Source organism: Nodosilinea sp. LEGE 07088 (assembly GCF_015207395.1).
Taxonomy (GTDB): domain Bacteria; phylum Cyanobacteriota; class Cyanobacteriia; order Phormidesmidales; family Phormidesmidaceae; genus Nodosilinea.
Map to the genome: position 1 here is coordinate 37698 of NZ_JADEWX010000029.1, position 13245 is coordinate 50942.

Annotated in this window: 13 protein-coding genes; 3 read left to right on the forward strand and 10 right to left on the reverse strand. The window is 54.8% G+C overall.

Annotated elements, in window-relative coordinates:
• The first annotated feature begins 11 nt into the window (after positions 1 to 11).
• Positions 12 to 929, forward strand: coding sequence for an Eco57I restriction-modification methylase domain-containing protein (locus tag IQ254_RS09640; protein ID WP_193965976.1), 918 nt, complete (start codon positions 12 to 14; stop codon positions 927 to 929).
• Complete coding sequence (locus tag IQ254_RS09645) at positions 922 to 3465, forward strand: DEAD/DEAH box helicase family protein (RefSeq protein WP_193965960.1); 2544 nt, start codon at positions 922 to 924, stop codon at positions 3463 to 3465. The genes IQ254_RS09640 and IQ254_RS09645 overlap by 8 nt, the downstream gene beginning before the upstream one ends.
• A gap of 87 nt (positions 3466 to 3552) precedes the next feature.
• On the opposite strand, the gene IQ254_RS09650 is transcribed toward IQ254_RS09645, so the two are convergent.
• The 10 genes from IQ254_RS09650 to IQ254_RS09695 all read right to left on the reverse strand — a co-directional run bounded on the left by IQ254_RS09650 (position 3553) and on the right by IQ254_RS09695 (position 11456).
• Entirely contained in the window at positions 3553 to 4584 is a 1032-nt protein-coding gene (locus tag IQ254_RS09650) for a hypothetical protein (protein WP_193965961.1), read from the reverse strand.
• Positions 4565 to 5625, reverse strand: a protein-coding gene (locus IQ254_RS09655) for an ISKra4 family transposase (protein WP_193965962.1) whose coding sequence is annotated in 2 segments (ribosomal slippage) — positions 4565 to 5469 and positions 5469 to 5625 — 1062 coding nt in all. Because the reading frame shifts where the segments join, the coding sequence is not laid out codon by codon here. Before IQ254_RS09655 ends, IQ254_RS09650 begins: the two co-directional genes overlap by 20 nt.
• A 66-nt stretch (positions 5626 to 5691) precedes the next feature.
• Positions 5692 to 6081, reverse strand: coding sequence for a hypothetical protein (locus tag IQ254_RS09660; RefSeq protein ID WP_193965963.1), 390 nt, complete (start codon positions 6079 to 6081; stop codon positions 5692 to 5694).
• Positions 6082 to 6247: 166 nt separating this feature from the next.
• Complete coding sequence (locus tag IQ254_RS09665) at positions 6248 to 6859, reverse strand: Uma2 family endonuclease (RefSeq protein ID WP_193965964.1); 612 nt, start codon at positions 6857 to 6859, stop codon at positions 6248 to 6250.
• A gap of 234 nt (positions 6860 to 7093) precedes the next feature.
• A complete protein-coding gene (locus IQ254_RS09670) occupies positions 7094 to 7465 on the reverse strand; it encodes a hypothetical protein (protein ID WP_193965965.1) in 372 nt (123 codons plus the stop codon).
• Between the two features lie 297 nt (positions 7466 to 7762).
• Complete coding sequence (locus IQ254_RS09675) at positions 7763 to 7906, reverse strand: hypothetical protein (RefSeq protein WP_193965966.1); 144 nt, start codon at positions 7904 to 7906, stop codon at positions 7763 to 7765.
• A 183-nt stretch (positions 7907 to 8089) separates the two neighbouring features.
• Positions 8090 to 9109, reverse strand: coding sequence for a HAMP domain-containing sensor histidine kinase (locus IQ254_RS09680; protein WP_193965967.1), 1020 nt, complete (start codon positions 9107 to 9109; stop codon positions 8090 to 8092).
• On the reverse strand, positions 9096 to 9839 hold the full coding sequence (locus IQ254_RS09685) for a response regulator transcription factor (protein WP_193965968.1): 744 nt from the start codon (positions 9837 to 9839) through the stop codon (positions 9096 to 9098). The genes IQ254_RS09680 and IQ254_RS09685 overlap by 14 nt, the downstream gene beginning before the upstream one ends.
• A gap of 100 nt (positions 9840 to 9939) precedes the next feature.
• Positions 9940 to 10356, reverse strand: a complete 417-nt coding sequence (locus tag IQ254_RS09690; RefSeq protein ID WP_193965969.1) for a hypothetical protein — start codon at positions 10354 to 10356, stop codon at positions 9940 to 9942.
• On the reverse strand, positions 10353 to 11456 hold the full coding sequence (locus IQ254_RS09695; protein ID WP_193965970.1) for a ParM/StbA family protein: 1104 nt from the start codon (positions 11454 to 11456) through the stop codon (positions 10353 to 10355). Before IQ254_RS09695 ends, IQ254_RS09690 begins: the two co-directional genes overlap by 4 nt.
• A gap of 224 nt (positions 11457 to 11680) precedes the next feature.
• Here IQ254_RS09695 and mobF point away from each other — a divergent pair.
• The coding region (mobF, locus tag IQ254_RS09700; RefSeq protein ID WP_193965971.1) for a MobF family relaxase at positions 11681 to 13245 on the forward strand (1565 nt) is incomplete at its 3' end.

A 13245-nucleotide genomic window follows, 5' to 3' on the forward strand; every position in this document is an offset into this window, starting at 1 on the left:
ATACCCTCCCGATCTATCATCATTTCGTTGAGCAAGCGAAGAAGCTGGAACCGCGCTATTTGACGATGGTTATTCCGTCGCGCTGGATGGCAGGCGGACTCGGTTTGACCGAATTTCGTCAGACAATGCTCAGCGATACACGTATTCGAATCCTTGTGGACTATCCGAATGCAGCCGAGGTATTCCCAACTGTTGGTATCAACGGTGGTGCTTGTTACTTCCTATGGGATACCGCCTATGACGGCACTTGTAGTATTTCCACGGTCCGAACTGGTGAAGTTTTTGGGCCAACAAGTCGGTCACTTGGCGAGTTTGATGTACTCGTTCGTGACAACCGTAGCCTAGATATTTTGCGTAGGATACTGGGCCACGGAGAACCGTCTGTTAACACGATCCTCGCTCGGGACAAGGAGTTTGGCTGGACATCCAACTTCGATGGCTTCCACACCACGGAACAGCCGGGGGACGTACCTCTGTACTATATTCGTTCGATGAAAAGAAGGCAGGGCTTTATCGCCCGTAGCGCTGTCACCAAGAGTGAGCACCTCATCGATACATGGAAACTGCTCGTACCGAAGGTCGGATCTGGCAGGGAGAGGGAGCGAAGTGGCATTGATCTTGTCCTTGGGCCGTCGTTGATTGCTCCAGCGCCATCAGTATGCACTCAGTCATTCCTTTTCTTCTCCGTTTCGTCGTGTGAGGAGGCTGAGAGCCTTCAGTCGTACTACAAGACTCGTTTCTTCCGGTTTCTGGTTTCGCTACGGAAGATTACTCAGGACGCCACCCACTCGACATATCGCTGGGTACCGATGCAGAAATGGGATCGCATCTGGACAGACGCAGAGCTCTATGAGAAGTACGCCATCACGAAGGAAGAGCAAGCTTTTATCGAGTCTATGATTCGTCCCATGGGTGAGGACAATGGCTAAGACTGTTGAAGAAATCCTTGTGCCCAAGCCAGAGGCACGGCTGCGGGTTTATGCCTACTCTATTGACGATGAAGCTCACCAGGGGCTTCTAAAAGTAGGACAAACTACTCGCGATGTGAAACAGCGCGTTGCAGAACAACTCAAAACTGCTGCCATCAAAAACTACCGAATCGAACTCAATGAACCTGCCGAGCGCGACGATGGCAGCACATTCAGCGACCATGAAGTGCGGGCGGCTTTGGTCGCTAAAGGGTTTGATAGGGTTGAACTAGAGTGGATGCGCTGCACCGTTGCCGATTTAAGAACGGTGCTGACCGAACTTCGAACAGGCCAGCGGTTTACTGGTACCCACCACGAAACTTTCCCCATGCGCCGGGAGCAGGCCAAGGCTGTGGATAAAACCCATGCCTACTTCCATTCCATTTGGAAAGAAGACATGCACGCTGTTCCCCGATTTTTGTGGAACGCGAAAATGCGATTTGGCAAAACCTTCACCACCTACCAGCTTGCTAAGAAACTGAAAGCTAAGCGCGTTCTGGTGGTTACCTTCAAGCCTGCTGTAGAGGACGCATGGAAGACCGACCTAGAATCCCATGTAGACTTTGACGGGTGGCAGTACCTCTCAAAATCCTCTGGGCGCGACCCCACCCAGATTGATCGCCGTCATCCCGTTGTCTATTTCGGCTCCTTCCAAGACCTCCTGGGCTGTGATAACACTGGGAACATTAAAGCCAAAAATAAATGGCTGCACAAAGAGACATGGGATCTGGTGGTGTTTGACGAGTACCACTTTGGCGCGTGGCGAGAGTCAGCGAAGGAATTGTTTGAGGGCGAGGAAGAAGCCATCTCGCGGATGGAGGCCCGCCTCGATGATGACAAGCGATTGAAGGAGAAAATCGCCGACTTGCAGGAGCCATTGGAGCGGGAAACCGAATTCCTGCCCATCACAACCAAAGCCTATCTGTACCTGTCGGGAACACCATTCCGGGCGCTATCCACGGGCGAGTTCATCGAAGAGCAGATCTTCAACTGGACTTACACAGACGAACAGCGAGCCAAAGAAGAGTTCGCGGCCAACTACCCCGGCCAACGGAACCCCTACGGTGCGCTGCCACAGATGCGCCTGCTGACCTACCAGATGCCAGATGAGTTACTGGCAATCGCCAGCGCCGGAGAGTTCGACGAGTTCGACCTCAACGCCTTCTTCGAGGCATCCAGCACCGGCCCCACCGCCAAGTTCAAACATAAGAGCGACGTACAAAAGTGGCTAGACATCATTCGTGGTGAGTACTTGCCTAGGTCAGTCGAACATCTCAAGACAGGCCATCGGCCACCATTTCCTTATCGAGATGATCGCCTGCTGCCCTACTTACAGCACTCCTTCTGGTTCCTCCCCAATGTGGCCGCTTGCCACGCTATGGCCAACCTGCTAGCTGAACGGCAGAACACCTTTTGGCACGACTATAGGGCAATTGTCGCCGCTGGCACCTCGGCGGGGATTGGACTAGAGGCATTGCCCCCAGTACGGAAGGCGATCGGCGGCGGCTTCGAGACCAAGACCATTACCCTTTCGTGCGGCAAACTCACCACTGGCGTAACGGTTTCACACTGGTCATCCATCCTGATGCTACGCAACCTCAAGTCACCAGAGACCTATTTTCAAGCCGCCTTTCGCGTACAGTCACCCTGGTCGATCAAAAACCCCAACGGCGACAACCCCAACGAAGAAGAGATCCTTAAGCCCGCCTGCTTCGTGTTCGACTTCGCCCCCACCCGTGCCCTACGGCAGCTCTCGGAGTATGGCATTGGCCTATCGCCTAGTGAGCCAAACCCAGAGAATGCAGTTAAAGACCTCGTGTCGTTCCTCCCCGTTCTGGCTTACGACGGCGCGAATATGACCCAAATTGACGCGGGCGGCATTCTCGATATTGCCATGGCGGGCACCTCGGCCACACTGCTGGCCCGCAAATGGGAAAGCGCCTTGCTGGTGAACGTAGACAACGACACCCTACGCCGCATTCTAGACAACCCCGAAGCCCTGGCCGCTGTGGAGCGCATCGAGGGTTGGCGGGCGCTAGGCGACAACATTATCGAGACGATCATCAACAAGAGCGAGAAGGTGAAGGGTCTGAAGAACAAGGCAAAGGAAAACGGAGACGGCTTGACGGCTAAGGAAAAGAAAGAACTCACCGACGAGGAAAAGGAGTACAAATCTAAGCGCAAGCAAATCCAGGAGAAGCTGATCAAGTTCGCCACCCGCATCCCAGCGTTCATGTACCTGACCGACTTCCGAGAAAACACCCTCCAGGATGTGATCACCAAGCTAGAGCCGGATTTATTTCTGACCGTCACCGGCCTTACGGTTAAGGATTTCCATCTGCTCGTGGATCTCAAGGTGTTCAACACCGAGCACATGAACCAGGCCGTGTTCGCATTTCGGCGCTATGAAGACGCATCACTCCGCTATACCGGCATTGAGAGCCATCAAGATCTGACCCATTACGGGCTGTACGACACCGTAGTGGCGAAAGAGTGAGACTTGGGTGGTGGTGCGATCGCAGGCTGGTGTACTCAGAAAAGGCAATCCCAAGGCAAATGCACTTGAATAGGTAGCCTCTGCATGTCACTTATAGACATCCATTTCAATTAATTCAAATAGACATAACAATAACAACTGGCTTCCAAAAATCCATGCTTCACTAAGCTCAACATCATTAAAATCATTTGATTTCGATTTCCTGGCAGGCGGATGTATTATCTTATTTCTAATTTCAGTCATCACCTCAAATAAGCTTTTACCATTATCTTTTCTAGATAGCTTGCTAAGAATGGGAAAGCTTTCGTCTACACTTGGATCAACAGTGAGGCCCAAGAAAGAAACAAGCAGATTTATTTTGTTTGCCGCAGTGAGCTTGCCAAAACCATCAGAGCTTATAGCCTTCTTGCTAGATACTAACAACGCCCACCCCAACCTTTCTAAAGCAGCTATCTGCAAAACAATAGACGCCGAAACCCCACTTGAGCCTTTAAATCCTTCAATAAACCATTCAATCGTAATTTTTAAGACATCTTTCCATGCTTCATCATTCCATAGCTTGATAAATCCAGGAAACAGCCTGACTAAATCAGTTGAATCTGATTCAAACCAACAAGACCTATTACTCCAAGGATCTGTCTTCTGCTCTACATTCTCCCATTTCTCAAAAACAAGATTTCCTGAGCCGTCATATCCAGCGAATACAATAGGCGCAACCCATATACCTCTAGCAAAGGAAAGGTAGTAGATGAAAGGTTCAATTCTATCGACAGCTTCTTCAAACTTAAATGGTTTGCCATCTGTTCTCTCTAGCTTGCATACATGAGTAATGCCATATCCCCCTTGAGAATGCAGCATCTCTTGCAAATCAAAACAGTTATCAAGAGTGCAAAGCACAATTCGCCACTCTAAATCTTGAAATACAAATTGACCCTCAAAATCCAACCACCCCTTTAAAGGTGGCCCTTGATAACTGTCATCTAAGTCATGAGGATAAAAGTTGTCGAGGTTAAAAAACTCGAAATTGGTTACATGAAAAACTAATGATGAGATATCGCACGGGGCATTGACAAAGGGGTGCATCCCAGTCTTGCAAGACTCATTTTGAGAAGTAGCCATTCAGATAAGCACATCGCTGTCGGAGCACTTGTTGCACGTTATCTTCGTCCCAGTGAGCCCCTGAAATCTTGATTCGACGTCCAATTTGCTTGACCGTTGATTCAATTGCACCCGAGCCAATGGAGATGCCCTCGGCTTGGTAGTAGGCGTAGTTGACGATACGGTGTCGATGTCTGGCCAGGTAAGCGATAAATCGGTCAACTCGCTCATGAGACCAGTCATCGAACTGCTTGACGGCTCCCTCAAGATCGCCTCGCCACAGACAGGTCTCCACGGCATCTAGCCGGTGTTGTGACCCGCCAACCTGAGCCAAATTTTCCATCAGGTGGTACCAGTCTAGAATCTCAAGTCGCTGCACTGGCGGTGCGACTTGGGCAAAGAGATTCCAAATCCCGTCGTGCCCATCGCCTAAGCACACCACCGGAGACGCCAATGGCTGCTGGTTGACCCACTCGACCAAGGCATCATTCGCTCTAAAGAAGGCCGCAACACAGCCTTGATGCAGGTTAACGGCCTTATAGTCGCGCCAATCACTCCGTTGACCTTTGGGCGTCCGCAGGCGCACTTTGCCCCCGTCAAGGCTCATCTCTTTAACGCCGCCATCTACCGACTCAGACGGGAAATCGTGACGATGCACGAGCCGCTGCTGAGTGCTCTTGGAAACCGATATCCCGGTTAGCACCGCAATGTCATGAGCCGTGTCTTCGTAGGACTCGTTGGCACTCACCAACAAACAACACGTCTCTAACTGCGGGCTCCACTGAGTTCGGGCTTTCAGGCCTAGCCGTTGTCCTTGCTGTTCGCTAATGCTCAATTGGCCGATGATGCTGGTAACACCTCGCTGGCGGCCTCGCGTTGTGCCGCTGCTTGTGCGGATAAAAAATGACCGAGTTCTGGGCCGACATGCTCGAGCAGATGTCCCCGCACGGCGGTCTCGATTCCGTCTAGTGTCTTGACGTCCTCGGGGTCAGTCTCCTCGTAGAGCAGTTCGGCTAACTCCTGCGTCAGGGCTTTGAGACGGGCTTCTTTGGAGGCATCCATGGCAGTGAAGTTCCTCTGTTGAACTGCTCAAAGCTTAACGTTCATAGGCTTAGCCCAGACTAAGTATTATTGCTCATTACATAACTGGGATGCACCCTTGACAAAGAAAGGCTCTGTTAGATTACCTCTTAATACTCTTTTGCCTGCTTGCGTTGTTTGTGATTGCCATAGATGAACTTTTGCTCGACTCTCTAATCCTAATTCCGTTAGCTTAAGCTCTGCGTATCCTAGCTCACCATCATTGTGACCTTGACAAATAAAATGCAGTTTAATGCAAGGAGTGGGATGCCATTCCAGAGTCACCCGTCCTTGTCCTTCTACAACAGTTTCATTATCACCATAAATAATCTCAGCAAAACCTCTATATAGAAGAAAAGCCTGACTTGGAAATCTTTGGAGATAGAGTCTCGGCTTAGGAATATCCCACTTTGAAAAGTCGTTTATTTCAATATCCATGGAGTAACCCTAGAGACTATAACTGACGATCTCATCCACCTTCTTATCCTTCGACATATCCAGGTACTGCTGTAGCGCCGCCATCGACGATCACCCGCCAGGTCTTGAGTCGCCACAATCCAAAGGAACTCGATTGCCGCAAATCTCAGCTTTGCTACTTTAGTGCCTAGATGCCAGCCGCTTCAAAAATCTCAGCCGCTGTCACTGCCAAATCTGGAAATGTCATCGAGAGAATGCGATCGCCCCCGCGAAACTGCTGGAGCTGATATTCACTATTGATCAGCGTGTACACCGAAACCGTCGGCGTTTTGGGTGAGCCAATGTAGCGAATAGCCCCTACCGCTAGGTAATCTACAATCCAGTACTCCAGGATCCCCAGGGCCTCGTACTCAGCCAGCTTATAGAGATAGTCATCGCGCCAGTTGGTCGAGCTAACCTCTACCGCCAGCTGAATCGGTTCCTCTAGGGCTGCATAGGCTTTGGGGTCAGCTGCCCAAACGTCTTTATCAATCACGCTAACGTCGGGAGTGCGGCCTTGCACCAGGCCATCATCGCGTCGGGTTTTAACCGAGGCAAACCGCGAGACCTTGTAATTCAGGTGATCACGCTCAACCTGATCGCGAAAAGCGTCGTAGATAAAATCGGCTACGTCGTCATGGGCGCGGGTCGCCATCAGCTGAACTCGCTCCCCATTGACCAATTCATAGCGATTGCCATCTTCAGGCGTTGTCTCCAGAAAATTTAGAAAGCTGAGTGGTGGTGCAATGGCTTGAGTCATGGTGACTAATGGCCCCAGCTAGGCAATGGCACAAAGTCCCTTTAGTTTAGCGCTGTGGATCGGATAGATGCGGAAGGGCAGGTCAATCAACGATGTGAGGTAGCTTAGCTAGGTGCGATGGCCCGAGGCCAGTCTTTGGCCATCGCAGACCTAAGCAGGTTTGGTAGCCTGCGCCCCGCCAATGGCGCAGGGGCGGGTTCCGGGGGAGATGGAATGCGATCGCCCGCTCTATCTTTACGGCTGAGTGCTAGCTTCGAACTCCCTCATAATTCTTGAAATTTCGGGTAATTGTTCTTTGTCAGCTACCTCTAGAACAATCAGCAAAATTAGCTGATCTACGACTTCTCCACTGTCTAATTGAACATCTGGATCGATGATTTTTGTTCTTTCTTTAACAATGGCTTGAAAGCTAAACCTTTCTACTTGAGGGGATCTAACTCGCTTACCATTGCGCTTGCTTCGAAAAAAAGATGCATCATTGACTTGCACTTTCTCTCCTACCTGGAAGTTAGGATCAAAATCATAGGAAGCAATCCGATAACTTGTTATGTTCCGATCTTCCCCTGGATAAATCGGAAGTTCAACATTAACAACGCACTCAAACATAGCAATGACTCCAAGAACATATGTACTTCTAGTGAGGGTAGCGTGATTTCTCCAATTTGACTGCGATCGCACCCTATGACTCCTCACGGCTGTTGGAGTCTTGGGCCTCGCGCCGTTGGCAGATCCGTCGAAAGTGACTCAGCCCGGTGTTAAGTGATGTAGTAACGGCCCAAGCTACGACAGCATGGCAAACCCATTCGGGGAAATCGAACGTCCAGCCTTCCATGACTCTTTGTCCTCTAAAAACTTCAGAGGGAGAGTTCCTCCGCAAAAAAAGGGAGCCGAAGAGCCCGGTAACTACCTCATCAACTGACAGCGGCCCCTGCCGCCACGCTGCCCATCGGTGCCCTGCACATGTCCACTAGGAATCGTGCAGGGCACCGACACCGCAAAGCGCCTAGGCCTAGAGGGCACCGATCGCACCAGCACCAAGTAGTCCATCACTGCTGACCACTTGACCGCGAACTCAGACGGAACTGACTGTACAGAAAGAACTAAGGCAATACAGCCCTCCTACGCCTGCGGTTCCCCCCGGTGGCGGCCAAGCTGGATGCAAGAGCAAGGCATGCCCCAAAAAACTCGAAGTATCACCGTTTTTGGAGAGGGCGCGTGGAGATTGAGTTGCTAAGCTACCGGCAGCGAAAACGAAAACCTACTCCCCTCTCCCAGCTGGCTTTCCACGGCAACGGCACCCCCCTGCAACTCCACCAGGTCTTTCACAATCGTCAGCCCCAACCCCTTGCCGCCTGGGTTGCACCGCTGTGCCGCCTCAGAACGTTGGTGCAGTTTAAACACATCCTGGAGGTCAGCCGCCGCAATCCCCAGGCCGGTATCTACAACCGCCATCCAAACGAAATTGTGCTTCACCTCAATCTCGACCGCAATGCTGCCCTGGGGCGTGTACAGCACCGCATTCTTCAGCAGGTTTTCCAAAACCTCATAGACCTGGTCAGGATCGGCCCACACCGAAGGCAGAGGGTCAGGACATCGAACCGGTATCGTTCGGCCTCGGGACTCCGGCAGTGACGACACCAGCTCCACCACCTCACCGAGGATGGCGGGCAGCGCACACACCTGACAGCGGGTTGGCAGATAATCATCCATCCGCTTTGAATAGTCCGAGATCGCCTCCGCCAGGCGGTTCACCCGCTCGATCTGCCGCAGCTGCTTGCCCAACAGGTCAGGCGTCAATGGCCGAGACCCCTGACGGGCCAACTCCAAATCCCCCTTGAGTACCGTCAGGGGCGTGTTGATCTCATGCATCAGCACTGCCAACCGCTGTCGCCGCCGCTGCTCCACCGTCTGTAGATTCATCGCCAAGCGGTTAAAGTCAACCGCCAACCGCCGCAGCTCCGGCACATCGCTCAGGGGGGCTCGCGCCTCCAGGTCACCCGCCATAAACGCCGCCATCGCCTGCCGCAAGGCCTTGAGCGGCCTGACAATGATTTCTCCCGACGACAGACTTAGAAAGACGGCCATAGTGATCACCGCCAGGCCGACTTCTAACCCCCCCTCCGCCAGCGAGGGATAGATCGCTGTAAGGCTCAGCGCAATCAGCACCCCCAACCCCAACGTCAGAATGTGGGAGGTCAACAGCTGCATCTGCAACGGCGCAGAGCGCCAGGCCTGCCTAATCGATGGCATCTTCAAACTTGTATCCCACCCTTCTCACCGTTTTGACCAACGGGTTCACCCCCTCCGGCACCCGCAGTTTCGAGCGGAGTTCCTTCCGCAATCGCTTAACGCAAGAATCGACCGTAGTGTGTTCATCCCCAGAGTGATCGAGCCCCCAGATATCGTCCAATAACTGCGACCTGAGATAAACGTGCCCCGGCTGTCGGGCCAGTTTTGCCAGCAAGTCAAACTCCACCGCCGATAGCACCAACTCAACCCAGTCATCGTCGGACGTCGCCCGGACGCTACACCGTCGATGGGTCTGGTGCAGCCGCAGATATTGATACTGAATCAACGCCGTATCGGCCCCAACCGCGTGGTCTTCAAGGCGTAACTCACGGCGCAGCAGCGCCCGCAGCCGCAGGATTAACATGTCAGGGCTAAAGGGCTTAGTCATATAGTCATCGGCCCCGGTGGCAACGCCCAACAAATGATCGGTCTGCTCCCGCCGGGCCGTCAGCATCAAGATATAGGGGTCTCGCCTCAGCGCCAGCCGCCGGACATGGGTACAGACCTCAAGGCCATCCATACCGGGCAGCATCAAATCCAGAACGATGATATCGGGCTGGAGCTGCTTGCAAAGCTCCAGCCCCTGTTCGCCCGTCTCAGCCAGATAGCCGGTGTAACCCGCCGCCTGAATGCAGGCCTGAATGGTATCGGCCACATCCGCGTCATCTTCAATGATGAGTACAACCGCCATAGCAATCGTCAGAGTAAGGAATGACTAGCCCCGCCGGTACCAGCGGTGCCCTACCTAGCCTAGAGACGGAGGTGTGGCCGAGCCGGTTCTCATAACGAGGCTAAAAATCATCGAGGCCCGCCGCCGCCAAATCTATATCGACATCAATAAACGGGTCAGGGTCAGCCCGCACCGGCGACAGCGACTCCGCCGCCCTCGGCACCGCAGACAGTGGCTGAGCCCCAGGAGCCTGAGCCATAACGAGCACCGGCGATGCCCCAGAGATCGCCAAAAACCGGTTCTGGATCTGTAGACTACGCAGCTGCATGTCCTCCAGCAGGGTTTGAGCTAAAGCCTGAAGCTCCGACTGGCTCAGCTCTGGTTCTAACGCCCAAGGCAGGTAAAACACCTTCAGCGCCCTGAGCACCGCTTCCCGCAGCGATACCGCTGGGTTCGTTTTCAGATAGGTGAAGAGCCGCCCCGCATCTGAATCCACTTCCACATCCAGGCGCAAGATCACCCGATGCCGACGGCTCATGCCCGCACCTCCTGGAGTGCCCTGGTGCGGGCATGAGCCCTGGTGGCCAACCACTTCACCCCGCCATAGCAGTCAGCAAAGCGCACCTGGTCGATGGCAGAGGTGACCTCCTGAAGCCGGTACGCCATTTCTTGAGCCAGATCGGGCAGCCAGTTGGGCGTCGCACCGGGCAAAGTCGCCAGGTAGTCCGTCAGATGAGGCCGCAGTAAGGTGGCCGCTGTACCACCGCCAATCAATACCTCATACCCTGTTAAATCGAGGGCAGCAAAATGCTCGCTCAGATGGTGTCGCACCTGTTCCCAGTAAAACGCCTCCGCCTCCTGCCTGCGCTGGGCCAGCGGAAACACCTTGCCCGGCTGGTCGGGAAACTGCACCGCCTCCTGCTGGGTTAATAGCGCCTGCACCAGGTAGGGATTCTCCGGTTCACAGAGGGTTTGGGCCACCGCTTCGAGGAAAGCGACATAGCCCAACTTTTCCGAATCACTGGGCTTCCCTGTGGGAGGCTTGCCCTGGCGAAACACCAGAAAGCTCAAATCTCGATGGCCAATCATGATCACGACATAGTTTTGGCGGCTGGCCAGGTGCTGCTGCTTGCGCCAGAGCACCAGCCCCGCCGCCTCCGGCAGCACCTTAACGCTATCGATCTGGAGATCGTAGGCCTGCCCACGATAGAGAAAGTGTCCCGTTTCTTGCAGCCGCTGAGTCAGCTCCTCGGCCTCGGACAGATACTCCTCAAAGGGCAGCGCGATGCCAATATCCAGATGCAGGGTTGTCAGATGATGGGTGTGGGCCATTTCCCCCACCGCGCCCAGGCTGCGGAGATGGGCCAGGGTGCTCTTGCGCAGGGTGGCCGTGGATTTGTTGGGACGCCCCTCGGCATCGTCGGCCAGGGCATAGGCCTGATTGTTCCACTGGAGATAGGCTCCAGCCCCCAGTCCCCCGCCGTACTCCTGGCCCTGGTGACGCAGCACCTCCAGTTCCGAGGGCGGTAAATCCGCCACCTTAGGTGGACAGGCATAGCCGTAGCAGCGGTTGCCATCGGTTAAACAGGCCTTGGTGCCCGACATCCCAAGGTCGATAAAGAGTTGATGGGTAGCCATAGAGGGTTCCTCCAGCGAAATGGGCAATCAGCGTTAGACGCGAACCCCAGGTGACCAGCCTGGGGCAGAGGCGTCAGACATCGGTGATTGGCGCACAATTTCCCTGACTTTAGACGATGAAACAGGCAGAGCCGGGGCGTCCCACGCCTCGGCTCTGCCCGTCTTGTCCCTTACGCTGACGGCTATATCCAGGAGGACTTCGCTGTTGAGGGACTTGTAGCCCCATGCTATCGATGTGCTCGGTCTCCGCTGCCCAGGCCGAAACTTACTACGAAAAAGACGACTACTACACCGCAGGCACCGACGCGGCCCGCTCAACTGCCCGGTGGTATGGCCAGGGCGCAAACACCCTCGGACTCCAGGGTGAGGTCAAGCCCGAGGACTTCAAAGCCCTACTCCACGGCACCGCCCCCAACGGTGAATGCCTCCACGCCCGCGCCATTGATCCCACCCGGCACCGGGCGGCCACCGACTACACCTTCTCAGCCCCCAAGAGCGTCTCCATTGCTGGGTTGGTGCAAGGTTACGAGCGAGCGATCGCCGCCCACAACCAGGCCGTCGATACCGCCCTAAGTGTCTTACAGGAGCGCTTTGCCCAAGCCCGCGTCAGCACCGCCGAAGGACGGCAGCGGGTAGTGACCGGCAACATCGTCGCGGCAGTGTTTCAGCACGACAGCAGCCGCGAACTCGACCCGCAGCTCCACAGCCACTGCGTGGTGATGAATACTACCCAGCTACCGGACGGCACCTGGCGCAGCCTCAGCAACGAAGAGATTGTGGCCAATCAGATCCTGCTGGGGCAGATCTATCAAAACGAGCTGGCCTACCAACTGCGGCAGAGCGGCTACGACATCGACCCCCAGGGCAAAGGCCAATTTGAACTGAACGACTACAGCCCCACCCTGCTCAGCACCTTCTCCACCCGCACCCGCCAGATCGAAACCTACCTCCAGCAGTGGCAGCAAAACCTGGCAGAAACCCAGGGCAGTCCGCTCCATGCCAGCCAGAAAAAACAGGCGACCCTGCGCACCCGAAAACGAAAACAAGCTGTGCCCCGCGAGGTGCTGCTGGCGGCCTGGCAGCAGCAGGTTAGCGATCAGAACTTTACCCTGCCCGAGGTGCCGCACCAGGAGCGAGATTTATCCAATACTGCCTACCACCAGGCAGACCAGATGGCCCGCGCGGGCACCGCCCACGCCTCAGAGCGAGAGTCAGTCTTTCGCCGGGGGAAGGTAGAACGCTTTGCCCTAGAACATGCCCTGGGTGAAATGCCCTTGGCCACTCTGTCTCAGGCGATCTCAGCCCAGGGCGAGCTGCTGTCCGTCGAGGTCGTAAAGGACAAGTACACCACTACCGCAGCGCTGCACCGGGAGCGAGACACCATTCAACTCATGCACCAGGGGCAGCACCAGTGGGCACCGATTTTGAGCGAAGCCGAACTCCAGGAGCAGTTGCCGCAGTGGCCGACCCTGAGTGCTGGTCAGCAGCGGGCGCTCACCCTAGCCCTGACCAGTCGCGATCAGATGTTGGCCTGGCAGGGCCTGCCGGGCAGCGGCAAGACTTTTGTATTGCAGGCCTTTAAACAATCGGCTGAAGCCCAGGGCTTTTCGGTGCGAGGGTTTGCCCCCAGTGCGGAAGCAGCCAACGTGCTGGGCAAAGAAGCCGGACTGCCGACCGATACCGTGGCCAGCCTGCTGCACGCTCCAGCATCTGATAGGGGCTCAGCACCGGAACAGCGGGAAATCTGGGTAATTGACGAGGCCGGGCTGCTCTCCGCCAAAGATGCCCA

Coding starts and splice junctions, on each gene's coding strand:
- IQ254_RS09660 (WP_193965963.1), bottom strand. CDS start 6,081: ATGGATATTGAAATAAACGACTTTTCAAAGTGGGATATTCCTAAGCCG.
- IQ254_RS09690 (WP_193965969.1), bottom strand. CDS start 10,356: ATGAGCCGTCGGCATCGGGTGATCTTGCGCCTGGATGTGGAAGTGGAT.
- IQ254_RS09695 (WP_193965970.1), bottom strand. CDS start 11,456: ATGGCTACCCATCAACTCTTTATCGACCTTGGGATGTCGGGCACCAAG.
- IQ254_RS09645 (WP_193965960.1), top strand. CDS start 922: ATGGCTAAGACTGTTGAAGAAATCCTTGTGCCCAAGCCAGAGGCACGG.
- IQ254_RS09685 (WP_193965968.1), bottom strand. CDS start 9,839: ATGGCGGTTGTACTCATCATTGAAGATGACGCGGATGTGGCCGATACC.
- IQ254_RS09680 (WP_193965967.1), bottom strand. CDS start 9,109: ATGCCATCGATTAGGCAGGCCTGGCGCTCTGCGCCGTTGCAGATGCAG.
- IQ254_RS09670 (WP_193965965.1), bottom strand. CDS start 7,465: ATGTTTGAGTGCGTTGTTAATGTTGAACTTCCGATTTATCCAGGGGAA.
- IQ254_RS09665 (WP_193965964.1), bottom strand. CDS start 6,859: ATGACTCAAGCCATTGCACCACCACTCAGCTTTCTAAATTTTCTGGAG.
- IQ254_RS09650 (WP_193965961.1), bottom strand. CDS start 4,584: ATGGCTACTTCTCAAAATGAGTCTTGCAAGACTGGGATGCACCCCTTT.
- IQ254_RS09675 (WP_193965966.1), bottom strand. CDS start 7,906: ATGGACTACTTGGTGCTGGTGCGATCGGTGCCCTCTAGGCCTAGGCGC.